This is a genomic window from Nitratidesulfovibrio sp., assembly GCF_040373385.1.
Lineage (GTDB): Bacteria > Desulfobacterota > Desulfovibrionia > Desulfovibrionales > Desulfovibrionaceae > Cupidesulfovibrio.
Genome location: NZ_JBDXXH010000008.1, coordinates 1 through 25,303, shown reverse-complemented (window position 1 = coordinate 25,303; position 25,303 = coordinate 1). Strand labels below are relative to the sequence as shown.

Below are 25,303 nucleotides of genomic sequence, written 5' to 3'. Positions count from 1 at the left end.
CCGGGGGTGTGGCACACCCCGCTGGTCGTCTTTTCGGCAGCACCGGGCAGGAGATTAGGGGGCGGCTGGAAAATTCCCTGCGGGGGGCTGCTCCTGCGCGCCCACGAACACCAGCAACGGCCCATAGTCTTCACCATCGGCGGCGCGCAGGGCCGCGATATAGGCGGTGCGCCGCGCCGAATCGACTTGCAGGTTCACCCCGGTGGCCCAGTCGATGGGGGGTGCATTGAAATACTGCTTCAGATACTCGTCCGCCGCGATGCGGGCGTGGCGCCCGTTGCCGTTGGGAAAGGGATGGATCTTCACCAGGCGATGGTGGAAGCGGGCGGCAGCCTCTTTTGGAGACCAGGTGGCGTTTTCCGCCCAGAAGCGGGCATCGCCGCACAGCGCATGTAACTGCACGGGCACCTGTGAGGGCGTCACACCGATGTTTTTTTCTGTATTCCGGAACCTGCCCGCCCAGCGCCACACGTCGCCGAACAGCTTGTCGTGCAACTTGCAAAGAAAATTCAGGGTCAAGATGTCGCCCTTACGTTTGCGCCGCAGCCAAGCCCCACCTCGCTGTATGTTGTCCTGCTCCAGTTCATCCAGTTCACCGCGCGTGGCGACATGCTTGTGCTTCAGGTCGCGCGTCTCGTTGGGATCAAGGGGCGTCGCCCCTTCAGGTTCGGGGAACATCAGCGTTCCTCCCAGAAATCCGAGGGAGGATTACGCACAAGCTCTTCGGTCATCCTCACGATTTCCTCCTGCACCCGTTCCGGCGGCAGCGCCTGCTGCTCCAGCGCCATGTGCCCGCTGGCCCACAGCACCAGCGCCTCGGCCTTTGCGCGCGCCTGCCGCCGAAGAACATCCTCCACCCGCCCGTTTTCCGCCTGCGTTTTTTCCATCTGTGCATCCGGCACAATGGCGTAGACGAAACGACACCCCATGGCCTGGGCCATCTTTTCCATCTGCCGCAGGGTGATGGCCCCTTCCGGCTCGCTACGTTCGTGCTGGTACACGGCGGCATTGGTAACCCCAAGCCGTCGGGCCAACTGCGCTCCCGACATGCCCAGCGCCTTGCGTACCGCCGCAATCCAGCCCCCCTTGGGCACGGACACCCCGGAAACCTTGCCAGCCGCCGCATCCACCAGCCTGGCCTGCTGCAAACGAACCGTGTCCCTGACACTCATAGGTAGCTATTCCTATCTTTTTTGGTTTTGAAAGATAGTAATACATAATTTTCAATCTGCCAAGAAGGTAGCTATTTCTATCTAACGCGCGGCCTGCCGGTCGCAGTCTTACCGTGCGCCTCTCCCGCCATGGCCCTCGCTGCCCGTGCGGGTCCGCACCCCTCTGCTCCGTCTGCCGCAGCTGCCTCCGCCTCCGGCAAGCCCCCCGCAATGCCGCGTCATGCCTGCATCCCCACGCCGTTTTACAATGATGTCAAGCGGGGGCCTTTTCATTGACCCCCCCTGCGTATCTGCTATGCCTAGCATTGCCCCGACCTGTTTCCTGCCGGACTTTCGTCCGGCTTCACACGCGCCACCCGACGCGGCACATACAGACACACCACGGCCATGCGGGGCCGGCCGGGCCGCGACCCGGGCGCGAAGCACCAATTGCAGGAGGTGCACATGGACTTTCCCGTTTTCAATTGCAAGAACGGCGATGATGTCATCAGGGCGGTCAAGGAATACAACGTCAGCTTCATCCAGTTCTGGTTCGTGGACATTCTGGGCAACCTGAAAAGCTTTCAGGTGACCCCCAGCGAGCTCGAGGCCGCCTTCGAGGAAGGCATGGGCTTCGACGGCTCGTCCATCCTGGGCTTCACCCGCATCGAGGAAAGCGACATGGTGGCCTTTCCCGACGCCACCACCTTCCAGATCTGCGCCTGGCGCCCCCTGGAGCGCCCCGTGGCCCGCATGTTCTGCGACGTGCGCAACCCCGACGGCACCCCCTACGAGGGCGACCCCCGCTACATCCTGCGCAAGCTGACCGAAAAGGCCGCGCAAAAGGGCTACACCTACTACGTGGGGCCGGAACTGGAATTCTTCCTGTTCGCCAGCTCGCAGTGCCCGCAGCCCATCGACGCGGGCGGCTACTTTGACGCGCCCCCGCTGGACCTTGGCAACGACGTGCGGCGCGACATCATCTTCGCCTTGCAGCGCATGGGCATTCCCGTGGAATATTCGCACCACGAGGTGGCCCCCTCGCAGCACGAGATCGACCTGCGCTACAACGAGGCCATGAAGATGGCCGACGTGGTCATGACCTACAAGGTCGTGGTCAAGGAGATGGCCCGCAAGCACGGGGTGTACGCCACCTTCATGCCCAAGCCCATCTTCGGCCAGAACGGCAGCGGCATGCACGTGCACCAGTCGCTGTTCCGCAACGGCCGCAACGCCTTCTTCGACCCCAACGACCCGCACCACCTGTCGGGCGAATGCCGCTCGTACATCGCGGGCCTGCTGAAGCACGCGCGCGAGTTCTGCTGCGTCACCAACCAGTGGATCAACTCGTACAAGCGCCTGGTGCCCGGCTACGAGGCCCCGGTGTACCTGGCCTGGGCGCAGCGCAACCGTTCGGCCCTCATCCGCGTGCCCATGTACAAGCCCGGCAAGGAAGCGGCCACCCGCATCGAACTGCGCAGCCCCGACCCGGCCTGCAACCCCTACCTGGCCTTCTCGGTGATGCTGGCCGCCGGGCTTGAAGGCATCGAAAAGAGCTATGAACTGCCCAAGGCCGTGGAAGCCAACATCTTCCACATGGGCGAGGAAGACCTGACCAAGCACGGCATCGGCTCCCTGCCCGGCTCGCTGTACGAGGCGGCCATGGAACTGAAGGGCAGTACCCTGATGCAGGAAGTGCTGGGCGAACACACCCACGCCAACCTGGTGGGCAACAAGCTCATCGAGTGGGACGCCTACCGCACCCACGTTTCCGAGTTCGAATTGCAGCGCTACCTGCCCGTGCTGTAGGCGCACGCACCCGATACGCCCCAGAAAACGCAAGGCGTCGCGACCAGTTGGTCGCGACGCCTTTTGTTTCGAAAACTGGCGCATGCCACACCGGGCGGCATGGCAGAAAGTCCGCCGCCTACAGATCGAGTTGCTCCACCGCAATGCCCAGCGCGGCGGCTATCCTGCGGCGCGTGGCCGGTCGAGGTCGGGCATCCGCCGCCTCCATCTGGGCATAGGCGGACTGGCTGATATCCATGCGGCTGGCAACCTCGGCCTGGGTCAGCCCAAGGTGTTCGCGCCAAGCCCGGCAAGGGGAGGCCCCATCACCGACAACCCGGCCCACCACGTCGTGCGGCACCGTGGGTTCCGGCACGGCCTGCCCGCCGAAGGTGCGAACATACTCCGCATAGGGCACCACGACGGCCACGGGCTGCCCGTTGTGCCGGATGACCTGATGTTCAATAGGTATGTTCATCGCGCTTCCTCACCTCGTCGATATTGATGACGGTCACCGAACCGTCGGGCAGCACGTGGAACAGCACGCGGTAGCGGCCCACGCGCAGGCGGTAGTCGACCCTGTTGACCAGCGCCTTGACGTTCCGCACGTCAGGCCATTGCGCAAGCCCGCCCACGGCGGCATGCACCTTCACCTGATCCCCATGCGGCAGCTTGCGCAACTGCTTCACCGCTCGCACTGCCCATTCGATGCGCACCATGAGTTTTTAATAAGTAAAAATAAGTTTTCTGGCAAGCCCCGGCGGCTCGTTCGTCCGTCAGCCAGCCTCTCAATCCCGCTTTCGCCCGCGCCCCACGGAAACCAGCACGCCCAGGCACGAGAACACGGCGGCCACGGCAAGGCCGGTACGGGTGGCGGACAGGAATTCGGGCAGCACGGCGGGGGTGATGGCGGCCTCGCCCAGGTGCAGGGCAAAGATGAGCGAGACGGCGGTCATGCTGCACGCCATGCCCAGGGTGCGCATGGCCCCCACCATGCCCGAGGCCACGCCGAAGTGGGCCTTGTCCACGCTGCTCATGATGGCCACAGAGTTGGCCGTGACGAAGATGCCGAACCCGATGCCGATGCACACCAGTTCCGCCGCCAGCAGCCACACGGGCATGCCCGGCGAAATGGTGGTCATGGCCAGCAGCAGCCCGGCGGCGCTGCACAGCATGCCCACCGTGGCCACGCGACCGGGGTCGATCCTGTCCGACAGACGGCCCGACAGCGGCGCGGTAAGCACCTGCATCACCGGCTGGATAAGCAGGATCAGCCCGGCCTCGCGCGGGGGCAGGCCCTTGGCGTATTGCAGAAACAGGCTGAACAGGAAGGTGACGCCGAACACGGCGGCATAGTTGCCGAAAGCGGCCAGGCAGCTCAGCGAGAAGAACCGGTTGCGCAGCAGCAGGTTCACGTCCAGCAGGGGGCTTTTGCTGCGCGCCTCCACCTTCAGGAACAGCACAAGGCCCGCCAGACCCGCCGCCATCAGCACCGGCCCCAGGGGCACGGAGGTGGCGCGGGCGGCCCCGGTCATGACCATGCACACCGACACCGCGTAGACCAGGCTGCCGGGCCAGTCCATGTGCGCGCCCCTGTCCGCGCCGGGCTGGGGGCGCATGCGCCACAGGCACATGGCCGTGGCCGCAAGGCCGGGGGGCACCACCATCAGGAACACGCTGCGCCAGCCGAAGTGGTCCGTGGTGTAGCCGCCCAGCACCGGGCCGATGGACAGCCCGGCATAGGTGAACGCGGAGACGATGCCGATGACCCGGCCCCGCAGTTCCGGCGGGTAGGCCGTCGCCACCAGCGCCAGGCTGCCGGACAGCATCATGGCCGCGCCGATCCCCTGGCCGAAGCGCAGGGTCATGACCAGCTCCACCGAGGGAGCCAGCCCCACCAGCAGGGTAAGCCCGGTGAACACGGCAAGGCCGGGCAGCAGCACCCGGCGCTGGCCCACGATGTCGCCAAGCCGCCCGCAGGCCAGCATGCTCATGGCCAGGGCCAGGGCGTAGAGTTGCTCCACAAGGCCCAACTGCACGGCGGACGCGCCCAGGTCGCGCCCCAGCGAAGGCAGGGCCACCCCCACGGCGGTAAGCATGAACGGCACCATGAACTGGGCGATGCACACAGTGGCCAGCACCATGCGCGGCGATCCGGCATCTCCCAGCCGTACCGGCGTGAACTGCATTGCGCTACCTCGCGGAAAAACGATGGCCCGCGCCGCCCGTCCCCGCACGGCGCAGGGCGGGCGGCGTCACGTGGCGCTGCCGCGTCGCGGAGCGCGACGAAACGGTACGAACGGGATGGACGTCAGTACCTACGACCGGGCCGCGTCGGTGTCCAGTCCGGCGGCAGCAGCGCTGTCACCGGCGGGCATGGCCCGCTTGGCCCGTGTGGCTCACCTAATCGGCCTGGCCCACCTGTCCGGCCTGATCCACCAGCAACGCGCCCAGGTCGCGCGCGCGGGCACAGTCCTGCGGAAAGACCTCTTCGCGCCGCTTGGCCTTGGCCACCGGGTCCCAACTGGTGGAAACATACTTGGAGTAGTCGTCGAACTGGAAGGTGTCCGTGCACAGGAACAGTTCGCACTTGCCGAAAATCCTGCGGGTGACCGCCCAGGTGGCCTTTACCGCGCGGTCCTGCTGGTAGTCGGGCATCTTATCCTCGGGGATGTTCATGGTGTACACCAACCCCGTGGGCAACTGACGCGGAAACAGCGGCTGATAGCCCGGCGAGTACGAAAGGTAGGGGAACAGCAGCCGTTCCAGGAACGAGCGCATCTCGCCGGTTTCGGTGTAGAAGTAGATGGGCGAGCCCAGCAGCAGCACGTCCGCCTCGGCCACGCGCTCCAGGATGGGCGTCAGGCCGTCCTTCACCGCGCAATGGCCGTAGCTCTTGCCGCCGATCTTCTTGCAGGCAAAGCAGCTGATGCAGCCCTTGTAGTCATGCTCGTACAGGTGCACCAGTTCGGTGCTGGCGGCATGGCCCGCCTGCGCGGCGCGCTCCGCCGCGCCTTCCAGCGCGTTTTGCAGCAGGGTGGCGGTGTTCCATTTCTTGCGCGGGCTGCCGTTGATGGCGATGATGTTCATGGCACTCCTGCCCGGCGGGCGGTTGCGGGTTGCGAAAGAACCATGATGCCCACTGGTGGGGAAAAGGCAAGAACTGTCCGCAAGGGTAGATAGTACCCCTTTGGGAACCATGCCGAAGGAATGACGGGCGGACGAACGGCTGCCCGACAAATGAAGCGGACGAAACGCGCGGAGTGGACAAACGGAAAACGCGGCGCACACCCCGGCAAGGGCCGACAGGTACGCGCCGCGCGGGTGCGGCGATGGTTAGGCATCCTGACGGACAAGTGCCGTCATTTGCCATTCATCCGAAAATGAAGCTCCGCCCGTTTCGAGCCCTTCGGGTCGGACGCCAACGGACGAAAAGACCATTCGGACTATTTCAGCGCCTTTTGCAGGTCGTACGCCAACTCCACGATGTCCTCGCCCACGCGCAGGGTTTCGGCGATGCCGCGCGAATACATGAACTGCGGGCCGTGCACATGCACCAGAATGTCCAGATCCTGCACGAAGCGCAGTTGCCGGGCCGCATCGTCTGCCTCGCCGCGCGCCTCTGCGGCCACGGCGGCCTCGATGCGGGTGCGCAGGCGGTCGCGCTCGCCCTCTCGCAGCATGGCCAGCAGGCCTGCCAGCACGCGGTCCAGTTCCGGGTCGCGGGCGATGGGGGTGGAAGCATTGCGGTTGGCGGCGCCAACCCCGGCGGTGGTTGCGGTATCCATGTCGTGTTCTCCCATGGCGCTACCCCCTGCGGTAGTCCGCCGTGTCGATGTGCATGCGCTTCAGGATCTTCTGCAAGGTGAACCGTTCCACCCCGCTCAGGCGCGCGGCCTCGGAAATGTTGCCGTGGGTATGCTCCAGCAGCCGGTGCACGTAGCTGCGGGTAAATTCGTCCACGGCCACCTGCTTGGCGTCCTTGTAGGGCGAAAAGCCCGCCCCGCACTCCGGGTCCGCGTCCGTGCCGTGCTCCATGCGGTGCACGAAGGCCCCCTCGATGCGTTCGCCGGGGCAGAACACGGCCACGCGCCGCACCAGGTTCAGCAGTTCGCGCACGTTGCCCGGCCACTGGCGGCACGAAAGATAGGACAGCGCCTCGTTGGAGAATTCCTTTTCCGGCACGCCCAGTTCGTTGCACACCCGGAACAGGAAGTGGGCGGCGATGTGGGGAATGTCCTCGATGCGGTCACGCAGCGGAGGCACGTTGATGGTCAGCACGTTGAGCCGGAAGTACAGGTCCTCGCGAAAGCTGCCGTCGGCGATCTTGGCTTCCAGGTTGCGGTTGGTGGAGGCTACCATGCGCACGTTGACCCGCTGGGCCTCGTTGGTGCCCACGGGGCGCACCTCGCCCTCCTGGATGACCCGCAGCAGCTTGCTCTGCACCGAAGCCGGAATGTCCCCGATTTCGTCCAGCAGAATGGTGCCCTTGTCCGCCGCCATGAACAGGCCCTTGCGGTTCCTGTCCGCGCCGGTGAAGGCCCCCTTCACGTGGCCGAACAGCTCGCTTTCCAGCAATGCGTCCGGAATGGCCGGGCAGTTGACCATGATGAACGGGCCGTCGGCCCGTTGACTGAGCGACTGCACGGCGCGGGCCACCAGTTCCTTGCCGGTGCCCGATTCACCCCGGATGAGCACCGTGTAGTCCGACGCGGCCACTGCCGCTATGGACTTGCGCAGCCGCTGCATGGCCGGGCTCTTGCCAATGAGCATGGGGCCAAGGTCGCCGTCGGCGGCCTTCTGGCGCAGGCGACCGTTTTCGCGCAGCAGCACGCCGCGCTCCATGGCCTTGCCCACCACCCGGAACAGGTGCTCCTGGTCGATGGGCTTGGTCAGAAAGTCGTAGGCACCCTGCTTCAACGCGGCCACCGCCGTTTCCACGGAGCCGAAGGCGGTAAGCATGATCACCGTCAGCGCGGGGTCCTGGGCCAGGGCCTCCTGCATCAGGGTCTGGCCGGACAGGCCGGGCATGCGCAGGTCGGTCACCAGCACGGCATAGTCGCCGTGGACAATGGCGGAAAGGGCTTCCTCTCCGCTGCACCGCACATCGAAGGTCCAGTCCGGAAACTGGGTGGACAGCAGGCGCGCCAGGCCCACGGCGAACACGCGCTCGTCGTCCACCACCAGCACACTGCCGCAGCACGGGGTTGATGCGGGGCTCATGCGCGGTCTCCTTCGGGGTTGGCGCGGGTGGCGTCGTCACCACCGGCGGCGTCCTGAATTTCGGGCGTATCCGGCATCTCGGGCACATCGGGCGCCACGGGCAGGGTGATGACAAAGGTGGCGCCGCCGTCGCCCGTCACTTCCACCATGCCGCCCAGGTCGCGCAGCAGTTCGTGCACCACGGTCAGGCCAAGGCCGGTGCCCTTGCCGATTTCCTTGGTGGTAAAGAACGGGTCGAAAATCTGGGTCATGTTTTCCGGCGGAATGCCGGGACCGTTGTCGGACACGGTCAGGCGAACGTAGCCGCCGCTGCGGCCCCGTCCGCTGTCGCCGTACCCTTCGGCGTCCGCACCCGCGGCATCGGTGCCCATGGTTTCGGTACGCACCCGGATGCGCCCCTTGCCCGGGGGCATGGCGTCGATGGCGTTGACCAGCAGGTTGGTCAGGATCTGCTCCAGCGAGGTGGCGTCCGCCGCCACGCGGGGCAACCCGCGCGCAAGGTCCAGCACGATGTCCGCGCCCGCGCTTTCCAGTTGCACGCGGAATATCTGGGCCATGTCGCGCAGCACGGCATTGAGGTCCGACGGCCCGGTCAGGGTGCGGTTGGCGCGGGCCAGCCCCAGCAGGTCCTGCAACACCAGTCGGGCTTTCTGGGTGTGCTGCACGATGACCTCCAGGTCTTCCTGGGCCTGGGGGTCCTGCTGGGTTTTCTGCAATAGCTGGGCGTAGCAATTGATGACCCCGAGGGGGTTGTTGATCTCGTGGGCAAGGCCCGCTGCCAGTTGGCCCAACGCGGCCAGCTTTTCGCTCTGCTGCATCTGGGCGCGCACGCGCCGCTCCAGCGTGGTGTCGCGCAGGTAGACCACGGCGCGGCCCATGTCACCGCCGTCGCGCAGGGGGTACACGCTCACGGCCATGACGCGCGGCCCCGGCAGTTCCAGTTCGAGGTTCGAAGGATCGCGCCCGGCAATGGCCGCCGCAAGGTCGCCGTCGGCCAGGGCACGGGCGGAGATGGACCCCAGCCACGTGCCGATGCGCGCGCCGGGGCGCACCCCCTCGGCCAGCGCCCGGGCCGAGGTGTTGGCCAGCACCACCGTACCGCCTTCCTCCACCAGCAGCACCGGGTCGGAAATGCCCTCGAAGATGAGTTCCAGCAGGCGGTTCTGGCGCAGCAGCGCGTCGATGGCGTCCAGGTTCTCGATGGCGATGCCGAGCTGCTGGCCAAGGGCCAGCAGCACTTCCGGCGTCAGGTCCGGCGTGCCGCCGCTCTCCCAGTACAGGGCCATGAGCCCCCGGCTGAAGTCGGACGTGCTCACCGGCACCAGCACCCGGCCCGGCTCCACCCGCACCTGGCGGGCGTTGACCACGCTCAGCCAGTCTTCGGGCATGCGGGTGGCGTCGTCGGGGCCGGGAGGGGTGGGCCAGGCGTACTGTTCGCGGCCCATGGGCGCGCACAGGTAGGTGGCCCGGCTGGCGCCGAAGCGGGCGGCGATGCGCGGCAGCGCGCCCTTCAGCAGTTCGGCGTGGCTCTGGCTGCTGTTCAGGTCGCCCAGCAGGTCCACGAACAGTTCCACGTCGGTGCGGTGCTCCGACGCTTCCAGGCTGAGGTCCTCGGTGCGCTCGCGTACCTTGTCCTCGAGGTTGGCGGCGTAGTCTTCCAGCTTCACGCGGGCCTCGCGCAGGTGCGCGGCGAACGCGCCAAAGGCCTCCATGAGCGAATTGATCTCGTCGCCCTCGTCCAGCCGGTTCAGGATGCTCCTGTCGCCGGGGCTCTGGAAGTTCTGGCGGAAGATGGCCGTCAGGCGGCGCAGGTTGGCCACGACCAGCCGGTTGAAAAAGATGATGATAAGCAGGAACACCCCGGCGGCGGCGGCGTAAAACGAACTGCCGAACAGGGTGATGGCCTCGCGCACCTGCTGCACGCTCTTGTCCACGGGCATGCCCACGAAGTCCATGCCCGCCAGATCCCCGGCCTGGTGGCCGAAGCCGCGCACGGCGCCGTAGCGCTCCAGGAGCACGCGGGGGGCGTCCGCCGGGTCGCCGTGGCAGTACATGCAGTCGGCCTCGAAATACACGGGCCGGGCCAGGATGTAGTGCTCCACCCCGTCAATGACCCGGTAGCCACGCAGGGTCCTGAGGTCGCCATCGTTGCGGAAGCCGGTGATGAGTTCGCGCTCCAGCTCGTTGGCCTGCGAGGCGGGGTTGCGCGGCACCATGGACACCCGGCGGTACAGGTACTGGTCGCGCTGGCCGTTCAGCTCCACGAACACCTTGCGGGTGACGAAGGAGGTGCTCATGGCCTCCAGCAGAAAGTCCTCGTCCGGGATGTGCCCGCGCACCGAGGGACGCAGGGTGTCGCGCACGTACTGCTGCAACGACGAAACGTGCGAGAACACCAGTTCCGCCTTGGCCTCGGCTTCGATGTGCAGCATCTCGCGCAGGTGCAGGTTGAGCGAAAAGAGGAACACCCCCCCCAGCAGCAGGAAGATGCACGCAAGACCCAGAAGGAACTTGTGCTGGATCTTGCCGTGGAGGGGATGCGACATGCGGTGTTCCGATGCCCCCGCCGCGCTCCGGCCCGTCTGCCCGACTGCCGGGGGCGGACGCGGAACGCGGCGGGAGGGGGGATGGCGGTTAGGCGGCGCCGTGGGCGGCGGGGAAGAAGACGGCGCTCACCCAGTAGAGCACCACCAGGGACACGATCCCGATGGTCAGGCTCCAGGCGATGAGCTTCTTCTCCACGGGCAGAAGCGGCTCGTACTCCATCTTCTGGATTTCTTCGGCGATCTTGTTTTCTTCAAGCTGCATGGTCAAGCTCCTTGTGCGTATGCCGCGCCGGGCGCGGCCCAACGGTTCGGAATCGTTCGTTCAGGCTGTTGCCCTAGGAAACAACAGGCGGCATGACGCCATGGAAGAACAGCCACGAAATGAACAGGCCGATCCAGATGATGAACCCGAACAGGCACACCACGTACACGGCGGCCAGGCGGCCAATGCCTTCGGCCCACAGCTTCTTGAAGTTGGACACGAGGCCGATGGTGAAGAAGGTCATCAGGAAGAACAGGCCGCGGAAGGTGTTGGTGCCCGCGATGGTGGCCTTGCCGAACTTCAGCAGTTCCGGCCCGCTGGCGCACAGGGCCAGCATGATCAGGAAGGTGATCACGTAACCCAGCACGAAGCGGGGGAAACGGTCGAGCACTTCGCTGAACTTCATGCGTTCGCCTTCCTTGCGGTCGATGAAGGCGCTCCACACCATGGCCAGGATGAACGACCAGATGCCGATGAACACGTCGATGAAGATCTTGATGGTGGTGGCCGCCATGGTGATCCAGCCTTCCTGGTACTGCACGCCGGTATCGGCCAGCAGCTTGGCGCGGATCAGGGCGTCGGTAATGGCGCCGGAAGCGATGGCGCCGCCGTCGCTCTTGACGGCCAGCCCCATCCAGGCCCCGGCCACCATGGGCTCGGACGACAGGCCCCACTGCGCCACGAAGGGCAGGATGAGCATTTCGATGCAGGTGAACACCACGACCAGCGACGACACCATGATGGGCACCACGGGCCGGGCGCGGGTGGCGCCGCCGGTGGCGATGGCCGCCGACACGCCGCAGATGGAAATGCCGGAGGCCAGCGGGGCCGACCATTCACGGCTGAACTTGAAGTGCTTTCTGGCCACGTAGTACACGAGGGCCCAGTAGATCAGGTAGGCTTCGACGATGGCGCACAGGCCCCGGAAAATGACCGAAGAGGCCAGGCCCAGAGCGTCAACGGCCTTCACGCCCAGTTCCGCGCCCAGGATGACGATGGCGATCTTGATGTACATTTCCGGGCGCAGGGCTTCCTTCAGTTCCGACGCAAGGCCGGGCGTGAAGTTGCCGATGACGATGCCCAGCACCAGCGCGATGATGAAGCCCGCCTCGCCGGTCAGGCCCATGGCCCACGGAATGCCCAGCTTGGCCACCTGGTCGGGGGTGGCGGCCACCACGGCATAGTGGCCAGCGGCGTAGCAGCCCACGCTGACGAAGAAGACCACGGTGAACGACTTGACGAACTTGGGTACGTCGCCGCCCAGGAACTTCACCCCCACGGACAGGAACACCGTGACGAAGAGGTAGGTCAGCAGCAGGCTGGCATAGCCCGGCATGCCTTTGTAGGAGCCCGTGGCGGCGCTGAATATCTTGTCCACGCTCAGCCACACGTTGGTCTTCACGCTCCAGCCCAGGGCGTCCACCCCGGCGAAGTTGAGCGTGCCCAGCAGGAAGAGGAACAGCCCCATGATCAGGGCCAGCTTGTCCTCGGTCAGCCACCGTTTTTGTGCCATGTGAATCTCCTTGCGCAGTGTGGGTACGGTGTCTATCCGGCGACCGGCATGTGGCAGGGCCACCGGCGGGAATCCGGAGCGGGGGAGCCCGCCCCCGCGATGGCCGCGCGCCGTGCGCGGCCTGAGTACTCACGTATGAGCAAGATCGGGACCATGGCGGTCCGATTAAGAATATACCGTAGTTACGGCATGAACGTGGTGGAGGACGGCAACGAAACCGCCAACTCGAAAAGGCACCGCGCCTTGCGAAAAAGGCACGCCGCGCGAACCGGCGTGCCAGGCAAAGGCGGACAGGAAGGACAAGGGCGGACAAGGGAAAGGAAGAGCCGGGGACGGATGGGGCAGATGCTCAGACGGGCAGCGTGCGGCAGATGCTCAGAGCGGCAGCGTGCGCAGGTAGGCGGCCATTTCCGCATCGCAGGCAGGGCGGATGGCGTCGATGATCTCGCGGCTGGCCTGCCTGTCGGTGTGGGCGAAGCATTCCGCCATCCGGATCAGCAGCCACAGCCGGGTGCTGTCGGGGCAGGACTGTTCCAGCGCGTCGTCGAACCTGCACAGGGCAAGGTCGGGCTGGCCGCAGAACAGATGGTGCAGCCCGTTGGCGATGCAGTTTTCCAGCCGCGTGGCGGAGGGGATGTGCTTGTCCGCGTGCACGTCGTACCAGCGCACCAGATTGCCGTACGCATAGCCGGGGTCACGCGTCTTCAGCGCCAGGCCCGCGTTGCGGGCATAGGTTTCGCGCAGGGTGGCGTACCGTTCGTGGTACATGGACCTGTCCCTGCCGTGCACCCTGCGGGTGTAGGCATCCATCCAGTCGATGCGGCTGGTTCCGTCCGCGTTGCGGCTGACAAGCCGGGCCAGCCGCTCCAGCGTGCGGTCAAGGTCACGGTGGTTGAAATGGTGGATGGCCAGCGCACCGTGCACCACCTCGAAGGTGTTGCCGTTGGGATCGAAGGTATGCGCGCCGCCCAGCGATACGAGGTGCGGCGTACCCCGCACGTAGCGCAGCAGCGGCACCTTTCCCACGCCGGTGTTCACGCACAGCGGCATGAAGTCTGCCGGGTGGTAGCCGGAGGCGAAATAGGGCCGGTGCGTAGGCAGGTGGTCGTGCATGTACCCGTGCACCGCGCCCGTGTCGTCGGGCAGCCCGGCCACGAAATCGCGCAGGGGCATGCCCGTGCCAAGGTCCGGAAACTCGTCGCCGTCGATGTACAGCCACCAGTTGACGTCATGGGGCGAGGCCCTGTTCAGGGCCTCCACGGCGGCGTTGAGGTAGTGCACCTTCTTCGATTCGTCGAAGACGTCGGTGCGAAACGTGGCCACCAGCCGCGCCCCGGCATCCTGCGCCACGCGCACCGTGGCGTCCGTGCTGCCGTTGTCCACGAAGCAGACGTTGGCGCACCCCTGGGCAAAGGCATGCCGCACGGTAGAGGCGATGATGTCTTCCTCGTTCCACAGGCACAGGATGGCGTTCAGTTGCATGCGGCACCATGACGTGTTGGAGCGTGCGCGGGCAGCACCGGCAGGACGGGCGGGAATGCCGCCCATCCGGGTGGCGGTCTGCCTGCATTCGCATTCCCTTGACCGAACGTAAAGATGTGTAAACAACCTTGGCTGCCTGGCCGGGCGCCAACCCCACTTTCGGCTGTCGGCAGGTCGGGGAGTGTGGCCCTGGAGTGCGCATTGCCGGTGTTGGCGGTGCGTCGGGATGCTCACGGCAATTTCCGTGGCGGGCGCATGCTGCCCCGGCCCCGCGCGAAGCCCCCTGCTCTTGCGCGCCCGGCAAGGCTTGGATAGACCTGCGAGCAGTGACCGTACCCTGCGAGGCCCCGCGAATGTCGCCCTTCACGCTGCCCCTCGGGCACACGGATTGTCATGCGCATACTCCACTCCGGCTCATTCCTGCGCGAAGGATTCGTCAGCATCGGATGCGATGTCGTGCCGTTCAGCATAGACCCCGCGCGGACGCTGGACGAGCAGGTCGAGGAACACGGAGCCGCCCCGGACGTGGTGTTCCTTGAACTCTTTGGCGAAACCTCCCTGCCCCGCGACATTTCCGCAAGCCGCCACAGGTTGGCTGCCTACTGCATCGACGCCCCGCTCAACGAATTCTGGCTCGTCCCGCTGGCGCGGCTGTTCGACCACATCTACGTGGACCAACTGTCTTCGGTGCCCCGATTCCGCGAGGGCGGCGTGGATGCCCGGTGGCTGCCCCTGTGCGTCAATGCGGGCGACTTCCGCGCCCCCGCCGAAAAACGGCACCTGATTTCCTTCGTGGGCCGCACCACCCCGCACCGCATCAAACGTAACAACCTGCTGCGCCACCTGAGCGGGCACTTTCCCGTCAATGTGGTGCAGGGCGTTTCCACGGCGGGGATGCTTGATGTCTTTGCCGCGTCGCACATGGTGTTGAACGAAAACTTCTTCTCTGGCCTGAACCTGCGTTTCTTCCACGCGTTGGCCTCCGGGTCGCTGCTGCTCACCGAACGGCGCGGGTACGGCGTGGCCCGTCACTTTCGCGAGGGGCGTCACTACCTGGGCTATGCACCCGGCGACGTGATGTCGGTGATTCGTTCCGTGGAACAGGGCAGGAAGGACGCGGCGCGCATCGCCGCGCGCGGGCAGGAGGAATGCGCCCGTCGCCACACCAGCGCGCACAGGGCGCGGGAGGTGCTGCGGGACATGACGGAAACGGGGGCTGGCAGGGGGCGCGTCGCATCTTCCCTGCGCGCGCGGAGGCTGGACGAGGCGGAAGCCAAGTACCACCATGCCCTGCGCTTTGGCGGCCCTTTCGAGGAAGCCGTGGCCTTTCTGGAACACGCCGCGGCCACGCCGGATGGCCCGGACACCCTGGACAACCCTGACGACACGGTCGGCCCCGGCAGGAACCGGACCGGCCTTGTCCCTGGCCACGCGATGCGCGCTGCGGAACTGTTGGGCGGCATCCTCCTGCGCCAGGGCAGGACCGAGACGGGCGTTGCGCTGCTGCAACGGGCGGCGGCCTCCGGAACGGAATCGGGGACGGTACCCTTGACGGGAGCGGGAACGGGTGCGGGAATGGGAACCGGGGCGAAACCGGGGATGACACCGGCCCTTGCGGCCCTGCTGAAGCTGCTGCTGCTCCATGCCGAAGACAGTTGGCGTCTGGCCAGCCTGGGACAGCTGACAAGCGCCCTGCTGCGCACCGGGCACATCCGGAGGCGCCACCTGCCGTACCTGAACGCCCTCAAGGACGGCCAGGATGTCCGCTACAACTGCTGCATGCTGGCCTGCGAAATCCTGCACCACGCAGGCAGCAACCACCACCTGGGCTTTTTACGGCAGGAGCCGGAGCACCTGCCCGACACTGCCCTGGAATACGCCCTGCTGGCCTTTGCCGCCAAAAAGACCACGGAAGCGCTGGACGCCATCATCCGCTGCACTGCCAAAGCGGGCATCGGCCCGGAAGCGCTGCCGTTCATCCGGCAGGCCACGCTGGCGGGCACCGCTTCCGACGCGCAGATCGCCCTTTCCGCATCGCTTGCCTTGGAATATTACGACGTTTCCTTCGCGAAAGTGGCCGTTCGGGCGCTGAGGAAAACCCTGACGTAGAGCCCGGGCGCAGCCGTTCGCGGTGTCCTGCCTGTCGTTCCCCCGCACCTTCCCGGCGAACTGCCCAGCCAAACGCCCAGAAGTCGGCGTCGGACAGCCAAATCCTTTCCCCACGCACACGGCTGGGTTGTCGGACTACCGGCTGCCCCGGCCTGGCACCTGCACGCGCCTGTCGGGCCTGTCGGGCCTGTCGGGACTGTCGCGCACCGCAAGGACGCTCCCCCCACCGCATCTAGCCCATCAGTGTCTTGGCCCTGTCCATCTGCGAAGGGAACAGGTCGCCGGGCACCTTCTCCCGCCCCAGGCTCTTGCACACCTTGTAGCGGGCGCATTCCTGCCAGTTTCCCTGACAGTAACTTTTCTTCATCATGTCGGCGGTGCCGGGCTTGTTGGCCATCTTGTCGTTGAAGAAAATACACTTCTCGATCATCTCGCAATTGGGCATGGTGTTTCCCCTTGTCCTGCGCTTTCCTGAAAGCGCAGTTCCATTATTTTGATTATTCCAATCAGGATTTATAAAAAATAAATTCATTCCATTTTACTTCATGCATTGGCTGATGCTACCATTTTTAGAAAAATACCGGCAAACGCAATCTGTGTATAGCGATGTATTATTTGCACGTGGAATATGTTTTCAGATTCCACGCGGCGAATCGGGATTTCCCATCTCGCGCCATGTCGCGGACGCTGGCAGTCCTGTCGCCGTTTTCTGCATTGTGGTACCAAAAAATGGATTGCCATGATTTTTCATCGTGCTGCATACATCTTCCGCATATATCAACAATATCAAAAACATCCATGTTACACCAACCAGGCGCGCCCTTGATCTCTGCGAAGCCGATACCATGCGTCACTGACGGATCAACTTGTACTGCTCCACAAAGTGTGGTTAGAATCATGCCTGAAAAATATCAGCACGCATTCGTGATGCGCTCTTGATGAACCGTGTCGCTGCATGGTGAAATATTGCATTCATATCATTTCATGCTTTTTCCAGCGCAACGGCAAAACAAGACGAATGACGCATTGTTAATATTTTTGAGCACAGCTTCACGGATAAAACCACTCCGTTGCATACAAACATTGCCAAGTGACAATATGCATTGTTGGCATAAAACACTGTAATCGCGGCGGAGATTCATTGTGAAAATGCGCAGCATAAAATCCTGGCTGGGCCTTATCATCATCAGCATCATCGGACTGCAAGTCGCAGGCCTTACCGCGTACGTTGTCGCCTCATCGATTGCCCATTCCAAGGACAGGGAATCGGAAAACATGCGCGTGGTGAATTCCATGCTGGTCCATTCCTTCGAACAGTTCGTCCAGTCCAGCACCAAGGAATGCGAATTTCTCGCAGGTTCGCAGCCCGTACACGACTACTTCACCCAGGGCGGCCAGGAGCCCCTGGCCGCGTTCCTCAAGCTGGAGGCGGCCAAGAACGATGCCTTCGACACGCTGTTCGTCTTCGATGCCAAGGGCATCGCCGGGTACCTGCTGATGCAGGGGGGCAAGGAGGCGCGGCAGCTCGACATTGCCGACAGGGAATATGTGCGCACCGTCCTTTCCGGCAAAAGCTACGTCCAGAGCCTGCCCGTCCAGTCCAAGACCACCGGGCGGCACGCACTGGTCTTTGCCAGCCCCGTGCGGGTGAACGGAGCTGTTGTCGGCGGGGTCGGGCTGGCGCTCAGCGTGGACGACCTGGTGACGACCTACATCCGCTCGGTGAAGGTGGCGGGTTCGGGGTATTCGTACATTCTGAACGGCAACGGCGTGCTGGCCTTCCACCCCAAGGCGGAATTGATGCTCAAGGATGTTTCCGGCGAGGCGTTCGTGCAGGCCTCGCTGGGCACCAGAGAGGGCACGCAGGAATACCAATGGGAAGGACGCGGCAAGATTCAGGTCTGGCAGGCCATTCGGGGCACTCCGTGGACTGCGGTGACCACTGCCTATTCCGACGACCTTTCCGCAGGAGCCCGCAGGCAAAGCTGGACCATCGCCGGCATCGGGCTGGTTGCCGCCCTGGCGGCCATAGCCGTGCTGCTGGCGGTGACCAGCAACTTCATCGTCCGGCCACTGCACGCCATCACCGAGCACACCGCCCGCATCGCGGCGGGCGACTTTTCCTCGGAGCTCAAGGGCGTCTTTCGCTGCGAACTTGACGACCTTTCCCGCCAGATATCGGCCATGCTGGGCGAGTTGAAACGCAAGCTGGGCTTCTCGCAGGGCATCCTGCAAGGGCTTACCGTACCGTTCATCGTGTCCGGCCCGGACGGAGAAATCCTGTTCCTGAACAAGGAGATGGTGGCATTCGTGGGGCTGCCCCAGCCGCCGGAAAAGTACCTGGGCATGAAGAACGGCGAATTCTTTTACAATGACCGCAACCGCCAGGTCATCACCACCAAGGCATGCACCGAAAAGCGGTCGATCAGCGTGCCCAGCGTGGAAATGCAAACCCGCGACGGGCGCACCAAGACCTGCGCCGTCGATGCCGCCCCCCTTCTGGACCTGGACGGCAACGTCATTGCCGGGTTCGCCCTGGTCACCGACCTTACCTCCACCATGGAGCAGCAGCGCCGCATAGAGGCGCAGCACGGCAAAATGCTGGAAGTGGCCTCTCGGGCGGGCATGGTCTCCAACCGGGTGTCCACCGCCACGGAACAGCTGTCAGCCCAGGTGGAACAGTCCAGCCGAGGGGCGGAGGAGCAATCGCATCGGGTTGCGGAAACCGCCACGGCCATGGAGGAAATGAACGCCACGGTGATGGAGGTGGCCAGAAGCGCATCCCTTGCCGCAGAAACCACCGACAACGCGCGCGACCGGGCGCAGGAGGGCGAGACGGTGGTCGAGCGGGTGATCCGCGAAATCGCAGAGGTGCGCCAGCATGCGCTGGACCTGAAGCAGGACATGGGCGCGCTTGGCCAGCAGGCGGAGGGGATCGGCCAGGTCATGAACGTCATCAACGACATTGCCGACCAAACCAACCTGCTGGCCCTCAACGCGGCCATCGAGGCGGCTCGGGCTGGTGACGCGGGGCGGGGGTTTGCCGTGGTGGCCGACGAGGTGCGCAAGCTGGCCGAAAAGACCATGACCGCCACCAAAGAGGTGGGCAGCGCCATTGGCGGCATTCAGGACGGCACCCGCAAGAACATCGGCAACGTTGACCGGGCTGCGGCGACCATCGAGGAAGCGACCCATCTGGCCAACACCTCGGGCAGCCTGCTGAAGGAAATCGTGCGCCTTGTGGAGCACGGCTCGCAGCAGGTGCGTTCCATCGCCCGGGCTTCGGAGCAGCAGTCCATCACCAGCGACGAAATCAACCGCGCCATAGAAGCGGTAAGCCGCATTTCGGCGGAGACAAGCAGCACCATGCGGCAATCGGCGCAGGCAGTGGTGGAACTTGCGGACCAGGCCCAGGCGCTGAACCGCATCATTGCGGACATGGAAGGCGAGCAGGACCAGGGTAACGGGTGAGGCGTGCCGTCCACCCCGTCGTCCCCCATCCACTGACCTGCCGCCGACCTGCCGACATCGGGCAAGAAAAAAGGGAGACCGTGACATGCGGCCTCCTTTTTCCTTGTGGCGAAACCGGGATAATCGAACCTGCCCCCGGCCGACCAGTACGCCCGTGACGCGGTACGACAGGGCGCGCATGTCATGGCAGCCACCGCCCATCCGCAATGGCAAGGTGTGCGCCTTGAAGGTGGCGGGCATGGTTGCGGCCTGCACTGCATGCCATGGCAAGGACGCGCACATGAATGCACGCGGTCATGCAGTCATGCACTGCCCCCCTCCCCAAAACTTCACCGGTGGCCCGCAACTTGACGCGCACGGCGATTGCGAGCAGATACTGGCGTACATGGTAGTGCGTTGGGCTTTGGGGCATTGATTATCGTTATCCCGCAAGGCGCACAAGACACGTCACTTCAACCAGGAAGGAGTCGGCATCCATGAAAGTTCGCGCGCAGATACCCACCGTCAAGAACGCAACCAACTTCAATACAGTGGCGGACAGCAAGACCGCCGTGGGAAGCACCCTCGACAACCTCAAGGCCGCCATTGCCGGTGAAACCGGTGCGAATGCCAAGTACACGGCCTTTGCCAAGGCCGCCAGGGAACAGGGCTACACGCAGATCGCCCGCCTTTTCGAGGCCACGGCAGCGGCAGAGCTGATCCACATCGATCTTGAGTATACCCTGGTGGCCGAAATGGAACCCGGCTACCAGAAGCCCACGGTGGCTGCCCCCGCCGCCAAGGCATGCGACCTCAACCTTATTTCCGGGGCCAATGGCGAGATTTACGAAACGTCGGACATGTACCCGGCCTTCATCCGGAAGGCTCAGGAAGAAGGCAACGCAAAGGCCGTCCACGTGTTCTCGCGGGCCAAGCTGGCCGAATCGGTGCACGCCGAACGCTACCTGGCCGCCTACAACGACATGGACGCGCCGGACGACGACAAGTTTTACCTGTGCCCCATCTGCGGGTACATCCACAAGGGCGAGGACTTCGAGAAGTGTCCGATCTGCTTCCGCCCCAAGGACACCTTTACGGCGTATTGAGCGGAATCCGCGCGGGTTCGCCGCGTTTGCGGGCCGCGCATTTCCCGCGCGCGAACCCGCTGACGGCAGCCGCGCCAGAGAAAGGACGCACCGTCCACAACAGAAAAAGGGTTCCACAGTGATGTGGAACCCTTATCCTTTCTGGTGGAGCTGAGGAGAATTGAACTCCTGACCTCTTGAATGCCATTCAAGCGCTCTCCCAACTGAGCTACAGCCCCAGGCGTGTTGGGACGCACCGGCTTGGCCGGGCGCGGAGCAGACATTGCCCCAGCACACCGGGTTTGTCAACAATCAGGCAGGAAAAACGTGCGGTGGGGCGCATCCCGCTGCCGTGCACCGATCTCATCAGCATCCGGGCTCAACAGGGCTCCACAGGCCACCACAGGGGCTCGTTGGAATCACCGGGCCGTTGGAACCTCTGGGATATCAGGCCCCGCCAACGGTCATGAACCCGCGCAAGGCCGAAGCCGCAGGATGAAACGCAAGGAAAAACCCCCGCCTGCCCTTGCGGGCATGGCGGGGGTTTTGAAACGGGTGGGTCAGGTGGCCCGGCCTTGGGCCAGGCGGCCGCATCGTCTCGGTGCGATTACCATCCGTTCATGGTGCCCTCCCCTGGGCGCTACGCCACCGGCTCGTAGAAACAGCGCTTGGGCGAGTGGATCTTGCCAGCCTTCTTCAGCGCGTCGATGGCCTTGGAAACGTCCTTGGAATCCACGGCGAGGGCCTTGGCGATGTCACCGGGGCGCACGGGCTTGCCCGCTTCCTTCATGGCTTTCAGAACCTGATCTTCCATGGGTGTGCTCCTTTGTAATTAAAATAGGAATAATTACTGATAATGAAATGGCCGCCGCTCGTCAACCATTTCACCCCGTACCCCACCACTTTTCCGCCAACCAAAACCTTGCCGCACCCTAACACGCCCACGCCGCGTGTTCCACGCCTTTGCCGCACCCGTTCGCCCCCCCCCCTGCCCCACGGCCTTTCCCCCAAGACCATGAGACTTGGGGCCTTGAAGCTCTGCCCGACACAACGCTTCGTGCGTAGAAGCGTGTGCCGCCGGGCAGATCGCCCGAGGAGCTTTGACCGAGGGAAGCTGCCCGGCAGGGAATGCGGTGCGGGATTCCTGTGGCTGAAGGCGCATACGCTTCATCATCGCGGCGAGAGCACCACGCGCATTGGCGTCACCGGGGGCAGATCGCCCGAAGGCGCCTTGCGCCGGAGGGAAGCTGCCGCCGAAGAGACGCCGCGCATGAAAAGATGGGGGTCCAGGGGGCGTAGCCACCGGAACGCGGGGGTGCAGGGGGTGTTCGTTACAACACCCCCTGCCCGCCGGAGGCATAACGAAATCGGGCGTTACCAACAGGGCAAAACTGTCTTCGTAGAAGCGTGTCCAAACAACGCTCCTCCTCTCCCCTCTTCTCCTCTTCTCTCTTTCCCATCCCCCCCCTCCCCTTCCCCTCCCACACCCCGTTGACCGCCCCACCATTGCACCGTACACCCTTTGCACATGCGCCGCGCCTACTGCGCGTTACCCCGCGCCCACCGCGCGCTGCGCGTTCCACTGCCCGCCGCACCACACGCCGGGCCGCCACACCGACCACCAAGGAGACGCCGCATGACCGCTTCCGCCAACTCCATGGCCCGCACCCCCGTGGCCGATGCCCTTACCGCAGAGGCCTCCGTGGCCCACATCCGCATCTGCGGCTGGGTGCGCACCCGACGCGACGCCAAGGGCTTCTCGTTTCTCGAAATCAACGACGGTTCGTGCCTGGCCAACATCCAGTGCATCGTGGACGAAGCCCTGCCCGACTACGCCGTGATCAAGGACGTGAATACCGGCGCGGCAGTGGACGTGCGCGGCGAACTGGTGGAATCGCCCGGCAAGGGCCAGAAGTGGGAAGTGCGCGCCGCCTCTCTTGCCCTGCTGGGCGGGGCCGACGCGGAAACCTATCCGTTGCAGAAGAAGCGCCATTCCGACGAGTTTTTGCGCACCATCGCGCACCTGCGCGCGCGCACCAACAAGTTCGGCGCGGCCTTCCGCATCCGGTCGGAAGCCGCCTACGCCATCCACGAATTCTTCCGCGAGCGCGGCTTCTTCCACGTGCACACGCCCATTCTCACGGGGTCGGACTGCGAGGGCGCGGGCGAGATGTTCCGCGTAACCACCCTGCCCGCGTCCGGCGCTGCGGTTCCGCCTTCCGGCAACCGCTTCGAGGCCGATTTCTTCGGCAAGGAATGCAACCTCACCGTGTCCGGCCAGTTGGAGGCCGAAGCGCTGGCCATGGGCCTTGGCAAGGTCTACACCTTCGGCCCCACCTTCCGCGCCGAGAACTCCAACACCGCCCGCCACGCAGCGGAATTCTGGATGATCGAGCCGGAATTCGCCTTCGCGGACCTGAACGACGACATGGAACTGGCCGAGGCCATGACCCGCACCGTGGTCGCCCGCGTGCTGGAGCGCTGCGCCGCCGACATCGAACTGTTCGACCGCTTCGTGGACAACGGACTCGTCGAACGGCTGCGCACCATCGCGGACCAGCCCTTTGCCCGGGTAGCGTACCGGGATGCCATCGAGCTGCTGAAGACCTGCGGCAAGACGTTCGACTACCCCGTGTCCTTCGGGCTGGACTTGCAGACCGAGCACGAGCGCTACCTGGCCGAGGAGCACTTCGGCAAACCCGTGATCGTGTACGACTATCCCAAGTCCATCAAGGCGTTCTACATGCGCCTGAACGATGACAACGAGACCGTGGCCGCCATGGACGTGCTGGTGCCGCGCATCGGCGAACTGATCGGCGGCAGCCAGCGCGAGGAACGGCTGGACGTGCTGGAAGCACGCATCCGCGAGATGGATCAGAACCCCGACGACTACTGGTGGTACCTGGATCTGCGGCGCTTCGGCTCCGTGCCGCACGCGGGCTTCGGGCTGGGCTTCGAACGGTTGCTGATGCTGCTGACCGGCATCGCCAACATTCGCGACGTGGTGCCTTTTCCCCGGACTCCCGGCAATCTCGAATTCTAAACATCGTCATAAAAATCTCACGCACGCGCGGCGCCGGGGCAACCCTGCGCCGCGTTTTCGTTTTCCACGCCGCAATGCCTGCCCGCAAAGCAAGCAGTAGCACCATTTTTTCGCTACCCCCATTGCCCAGCCACCACTGACGGGGTATGGTGAATGCAAGTCCGTCCGTCCGGTTCGGGCCGGCCCTGCGTGTACCGCGTTGCCGCGCGCCAGCATGCCACCGGGTTGTGAACAAGGGAACGGACAGGGGGAATACATGATCAAGCCATCCCGCATTCTGCTGGCCATCGACGGAACCCAGGGTTCCTACCGCGCGGCGCACCAGGCCGCCCTCATCGCCAACCTCACCGGAGCAGAGGTCATCCTGCTGCACTGCGCCGACCCGCATCCCTCGCTGTCCCTGCCGTTTTCCACCGGAAAAACCGGAGGGTTACAAGAGCTTGCCGGGTATGCGGCACCCTCAACCCACGAGCGGGTCGGTCCCGCGCGCGACATCCTTCAGGACCATCAGGTCCGGTACATGGAGCACACCGTGGAAGGCCCCGCGGCGGAAACCATCCTGGGCGTGGCCCTGCGCGAACACTGCGACCTCATCGTCATGGGGCGTCACGGCACGGGCAACGACGACGAACCGGACGTGGGCCGCACTGCCGAACACGTGGTGCGCGCGGCACCGTGCACCGTGATGGTGGCGGCCTAGGGACTGTTTCCGAAAACCCTCTCCCCGCGCTCCTTACCCGACCGCACAACGACGCGACCGCCGCCCCCCCCATGTGGGAGAGCGGCGGTCGTACCGCGTGTCGGGCTCTGCGCGTTGCACCCCTGCGGCGACTAACGCCCCTTGCGCAACTGTCGGATACGCGTTTCCACCACCATTTCATTGGGGTACGTCTCGCGTACCGATTCGAACATGGCCAGCGCATCCGCCGTCCGGCCCTGCTGCTCCAGCGCATCGCCCAGCAGGAACCCGGCCAGCGCCTTCAGTTCCTTGTCCGCGCCGGGCATGGCCAGTATCTGTCGCGCCAGGTCCGCCCCCCGCGCAAAGTGTTCCATGGACATCTGCACATCGGCCAGGTCGTACAGGCATTCGGCCCGGCGGGCCTCGGTGGCCTTCAGTTGCAGACACTGGTGCAGCACGTCCTCCGCAATGCCGAATTCGCGCCGCGAGGCATGAATGCGCGCCAGCCGCCGGTGCGTCCGGGCATTCTCGTCGCCCGGCAGGTCCGGCACCTCCATCAGCTTGCGCCACACGTCCGCCGCACGGTCCCAGCGCCGGGCCGTCTCCAGCAGGCCGCCCAGCCGCACCAGAATCTCGCGTGCCTTGTCCCCGTCCATGCCGAACTCAAGGTACATGGCCTCCAGCAACTCCATGGCCGCCTTGTCGTCAGCCCGCACGTCCTGGGTAATCTGCACCAGCCGCTGCCACGCCTCCCACCGCTCGTCACCCTCCGGGTTCAGACGCAGGTACCGCTCCAGCAGCTTCTCCGCCTCGCCGTAACGCCGCTCCGCCGCCGCCGTGCGCGCATCCGCCATGTCGTCCGGCGGCGCCGCCTTCTCGCAGCCAGCCAAAACAACTGTAAGTACCAAAATGAAAGACAAAAGCACGGAGAGGGAGAACCTTTTGAAAAAGGTTCTCCCTCTCCGTACCTCT

At 64.7% G+C, this 25,303-nt stretch carries 20 protein-coding genes, 1 tRNA gene and 1 pseudogene; 6 read left to right on the top strand and 16 right to left on the bottom strand.

Features of this window, described 5'->3' with window-relative positions:
- Positions 1–54 precede the first annotated feature (54 nt).
- Both ABWO17_RS13275 and ABWO17_RS13270 read right to left on the bottom strand, forming a co-directional pair.
- Positions 55–678 carry a mobile mystery protein B gene (locus ABWO17_RS13275; RefSeq protein ID WP_353119304.1) on the bottom strand — a complete coding sequence of 208 codons (624 nt, stop codon included), beginning with the start codon at positions 676–678 and terminating at the stop codon, positions 55–57.
- A complete protein-coding gene (locus ABWO17_RS13270; protein ID WP_353119302.1) occupies positions 678–1,172 on the bottom strand; it encodes a mobile mystery protein A in 495 nt (164 codons plus the stop codon). The genes ABWO17_RS13275 and ABWO17_RS13270 overlap by 1 nt, the downstream gene beginning before the upstream one ends.
- A 444-nt stretch (positions 1,173–1,616) precedes the next feature.
- On the opposite strand from ABWO17_RS13270, the gene ABWO17_RS13265 reads away from it, so the two are divergent.
- Positions 1,617–2,960, top strand: a complete 1,344-nt coding sequence (locus ABWO17_RS13265) for a glutamine synthetase family protein (RefSeq protein ID WP_353119300.1) — start codon at positions 1,617–1,619, stop codon at positions 2,958–2,960.
- 118 nt (positions 2,961–3,078) lie between these two features.
- Here the strand turns inward: ABWO17_RS13265 and ABWO17_RS13260 are convergent, their stop codons facing one another.
- The 10 genes from ABWO17_RS13260 to ABWO17_RS13215 all read right to left on the bottom strand — a co-directional run bounded on the left by ABWO17_RS13260 (position 3,079) and on the right by ABWO17_RS13215 (position 13,965).
- A complete protein-coding gene (locus ABWO17_RS13260; protein ID WP_353119298.1) occupies positions 3,079–3,417 on the bottom strand; it encodes a helix-turn-helix domain-containing protein in 339 nt (112 codons plus the stop codon).
- A complete protein-coding gene (locus ABWO17_RS13255) occupies positions 3,401–3,658 on the bottom strand; it encodes a type II toxin-antitoxin system RelE family toxin (protein WP_353119296.1) in 258 nt (85 codons plus the stop codon). Before ABWO17_RS13255 ends, ABWO17_RS13260 begins: the two co-directional genes overlap by 17 nt.
- A gap of 69 nt (positions 3,659–3,727) precedes the next feature.
- Positions 3,728–5,128: an MFS transporter gene (locus ABWO17_RS13250; protein ID WP_353119294.1), complete on the bottom strand. Its 1,401-nt coding sequence runs from the start codon at positions 5,126–5,128 to the stop codon at positions 3,728–3,730.
- Positions 5,129–5,342: 214 nt separating this feature from the next.
- On the bottom strand, positions 5,343–6,029 hold the full coding sequence (locus tag ABWO17_RS13245) for a flavodoxin family protein (RefSeq protein ID WP_353119292.1): 687 nt from the start codon (positions 6,027–6,029) through the stop codon (positions 5,343–5,345).
- 356 nt (positions 6,030–6,385) lie between these two features.
- Entirely contained in the window at positions 6,386–6,727 is a 342-nt protein-coding gene (locus tag ABWO17_RS13240) for a hypothetical protein (RefSeq protein ID WP_353119290.1), read from the bottom strand.
- A gap of 19 nt (positions 6,728–6,746) precedes the next feature.
- Positions 6,747–8,162 carry a sigma-54-dependent transcriptional regulator gene (locus ABWO17_RS13235; RefSeq protein WP_353119288.1) on the bottom strand — a complete coding sequence of 472 codons (1,416 nt, stop codon included), beginning with the start codon at positions 8,160–8,162 and terminating at the stop codon, positions 6,747–6,749.
- Complete coding sequence (locus ABWO17_RS13230) at positions 8,159–10,708, bottom strand: c-type heme family protein (RefSeq protein ID WP_353119286.1); 2,550 nt, start codon at positions 10,706–10,708, stop codon at positions 8,159–8,161. Before ABWO17_RS13230 ends, ABWO17_RS13235 begins: the two co-directional genes overlap by 4 nt.
- An 88-nt stretch (positions 10,709–10,796) precedes the next feature.
- The gene (locus tag ABWO17_RS13225; RefSeq protein WP_353119284.1) at positions 10,797–10,970 is read right to left on the bottom strand and encodes a hypothetical protein; all 174 of its coding nucleotides are present in this window, start codon (positions 10,968–10,970) and stop codon (positions 10,797–10,799) included.
- 73 nt (positions 10,971–11,043) lie between these two features.
- A complete protein-coding gene (locus tag ABWO17_RS13220) occupies positions 11,044–12,483 on the bottom strand; it encodes a putative sulfate exporter family transporter (protein ID WP_353119282.1) in 1,440 nt (479 codons plus the stop codon).
- A gap of 375 nt (positions 12,484–12,858) precedes the next feature.
- Positions 12,859–13,965, bottom strand: a complete 1,107-nt coding sequence (locus tag ABWO17_RS13215; protein ID WP_353119280.1) for a glycosyltransferase family 2 protein — start codon at positions 13,963–13,965, stop codon at positions 12,859–12,861.
- 393 nt (positions 13,966–14,358) lie between these two features.
- On the opposite strand from ABWO17_RS13215, the gene ABWO17_RS13210 reads away from it, so the two are divergent.
- Complete coding sequence (locus tag ABWO17_RS13210) at positions 14,359–16,074, top strand: glycosyltransferase family protein (protein ID WP_353119278.1); 1,716 nt, start codon at positions 14,359–14,361, stop codon at positions 16,072–16,074.
- 232 nt (positions 16,075–16,306) lie between these two features.
- Here ABWO17_RS13210 and ABWO17_RS13205 read toward each other — a convergent pair whose 3' ends face one another.
- Positions 16,307–16,519, bottom strand: coding sequence for a hypothetical protein (locus ABWO17_RS13205; RefSeq protein WP_353119276.1), 213 nt, complete (start codon positions 16,517–16,519; stop codon positions 16,307–16,309).
- A 704-nt stretch (positions 16,520–17,223) separates the two neighbouring features.
- Between ABWO17_RS13205 and ABWO17_RS13200 the strand changes: the two genes are divergently transcribed.
- Positions 17,224–19,545 (top strand): methyl-accepting chemotaxis protein, encoded by a 2,322-nt coding sequence (locus ABWO17_RS13200; RefSeq protein WP_353119274.1) that lies wholly within the window; start codon positions 17,224–17,226, stop codon positions 19,543–19,545.
- 476 nt (positions 19,546–20,021) lie between these two features.
- Positions 20,022–20,630: a nigerythrin gene (gene ngr / locus ABWO17_RS13195; RefSeq protein ID WP_353119272.1), complete on the top strand. Its 609-nt coding sequence runs from the start codon at positions 20,022–20,024 to the stop codon at positions 20,628–20,630.
- A gap of 142 nt (positions 20,631–20,772) precedes the next feature.
- On the opposite strand, the gene ABWO17_RS13190 is transcribed toward ngr, so the two are convergent.
- Both ABWO17_RS13190 and ABWO17_RS13185 read right to left on the bottom strand, forming a co-directional pair.
- A tRNA-Ala gene (locus tag ABWO17_RS13190) sits at positions 20,773–20,848 on the bottom strand.
- 401 nt (positions 20,849–21,249) lie between these two features.
- A pseudogene (locus ABWO17_RS13185) lies at positions 21,250–21,426 on the bottom strand (DUF8462 domain-containing protein); the annotation flags it as partial.
- Between the two features lie 840 nt (positions 21,427–22,266).
- On the opposite strand from ABWO17_RS13185, the gene asnS reads away from it, so the two are divergent.
- Positions 22,267–23,652 (top strand): asparagine--tRNA ligase, encoded by a 1,386-nt coding sequence (gene asnS / locus ABWO17_RS13180; RefSeq protein ID WP_353119541.1) that lies wholly within the window; start codon positions 22,267–22,269, stop codon positions 23,650–23,652.
- Positions 23,653–23,908: 256 nt separating this feature from the next.
- Positions 23,909–24,352 (top strand): universal stress protein, encoded by a 444-nt coding sequence (locus ABWO17_RS13175; protein WP_353119270.1) that lies wholly within the window; start codon positions 23,909–23,911, stop codon positions 24,350–24,352.
- Positions 24,353–24,483: 131 nt separating this feature from the next.
- On the opposite strand, the gene ABWO17_RS13170 is transcribed toward ABWO17_RS13175, so the two are convergent.
- A partial coding sequence (locus ABWO17_RS13170) for a tetratricopeptide repeat protein (RefSeq protein ID WP_353119268.1) occupies positions 24,484–25,303 on the bottom strand: 820 nt, incomplete at its 5' end.

What these genes read in the sequence shown, in the direction of transcription:
- ABWO17_RS13255 (WP_353119296.1), bottom strand. Translation starts at nt 3,658, where the DNA reads ATGGTGCGCATCGAATGGGCAGTGCGAGCGGTGAAGCAGTTGCGCAAG.
- asnS (WP_353119541.1), top strand. Translation starts at nt 22,267, where the DNA reads ATGGCCCGCACCCCCGTGGCCGATGCCCTTACCGCAGAGGCCTCCGTG.
- ABWO17_RS13245 (WP_353119292.1), bottom strand. Translation starts at nt 6,029, where the DNA reads ATGAACATCATCGCCATCAACGGCAGCCCGCGCAAGAAATGGAACACC.
- ABWO17_RS13275 (WP_353119304.1), bottom strand. Translation starts at nt 678, where the DNA reads ATGTTCCCCGAACCTGAAGGGGCGACGCCCCTTGATCCCAACGAGACG.
- ABWO17_RS13220 (WP_353119282.1), bottom strand. Translation starts at nt 12,483, where the DNA reads ATGGCACAAAAACGGTGGCTGACCGAGGACAAGCTGGCCCTGATCATG.
- ABWO17_RS13210 (WP_353119278.1), top strand. Translation starts at nt 14,359, where the DNA reads ATGCGCATACTCCACTCCGGCTCATTCCTGCGCGAAGGATTCGTCAGC.
- ABWO17_RS13200 (WP_353119274.1), top strand. Translation starts at nt 17,224, where the DNA reads ATGCGCAGCATAAAATCCTGGCTGGGCCTTATCATCATCAGCATCATC.
- ABWO17_RS13250 (WP_353119294.1), bottom strand. Translation starts at nt 5,128, where the DNA reads ATGCAGTTCACGCCGGTACGGCTGGGAGATGCCGGATCGCCGCGCATG.
- ABWO17_RS13235 (WP_353119288.1), bottom strand. Translation starts at nt 8,162, where the DNA reads ATGAGCCCCGCATCAACCCCGTGCTGCGGCAGTGTGCTGGTGGTGGAC.
- ABWO17_RS13205 (WP_353119276.1), bottom strand. Translation starts at nt 16,519, where the DNA reads ATGCCCAATTGCGAGATGATCGAGAAGTGTATTTTCTTCAACGACAAG.
- ABWO17_RS13175 (WP_353119270.1), top strand. Translation starts at nt 23,909, where the DNA reads ATGATCAAGCCATCCCGCATTCTGCTGGCCATCGACGGAACCCAGGGT.
- ABWO17_RS13215 (WP_353119280.1), bottom strand. Translation starts at nt 13,965, where the DNA reads ATGCAACTGAACGCCATCCTGTGCCTGTGGAACGAGGAAGACATCATC.
- ABWO17_RS13260 (WP_353119298.1), bottom strand. Translation starts at nt 3,417, where the DNA reads ATGAACATACCTATTGAACATCAGGTCATCCGGCACAACGGGCAGCCC.
- ABWO17_RS13240 (WP_353119290.1), bottom strand. Translation starts at nt 6,727, where the DNA reads ATGGATACCGCAACCACCGCCGGGGTTGGCGCCGCCAACCGCAATGCT.
- ABWO17_RS13230 (WP_353119286.1), bottom strand. Translation starts at nt 10,708, where the DNA reads ATGTCGCATCCCCTCCACGGCAAGATCCAGCACAAGTTCCTTCTGGGT.
- ABWO17_RS13265 (WP_353119300.1), top strand. Translation starts at nt 1,617, where the DNA reads ATGGACTTTCCCGTTTTCAATTGCAAGAACGGCGATGATGTCATCAGG.
- ngr (WP_353119272.1), top strand. Translation starts at nt 20,022, where the DNA reads ATGAAAGTTCGCGCGCAGATACCCACCGTCAAGAACGCAACCAACTTC.
- ABWO17_RS13270 (WP_353119302.1), bottom strand. Translation starts at nt 1,172, where the DNA reads ATGAGTGTCAGGGACACGGTTCGTTTGCAGCAGGCCAGGCTGGTGGAT.
- ABWO17_RS13225 (WP_353119284.1), bottom strand. Translation starts at nt 10,970, where the DNA reads ATGCAGCTTGAAGAAAACAAGATCGCCGAAGAAATCCAGAAGATGGAG.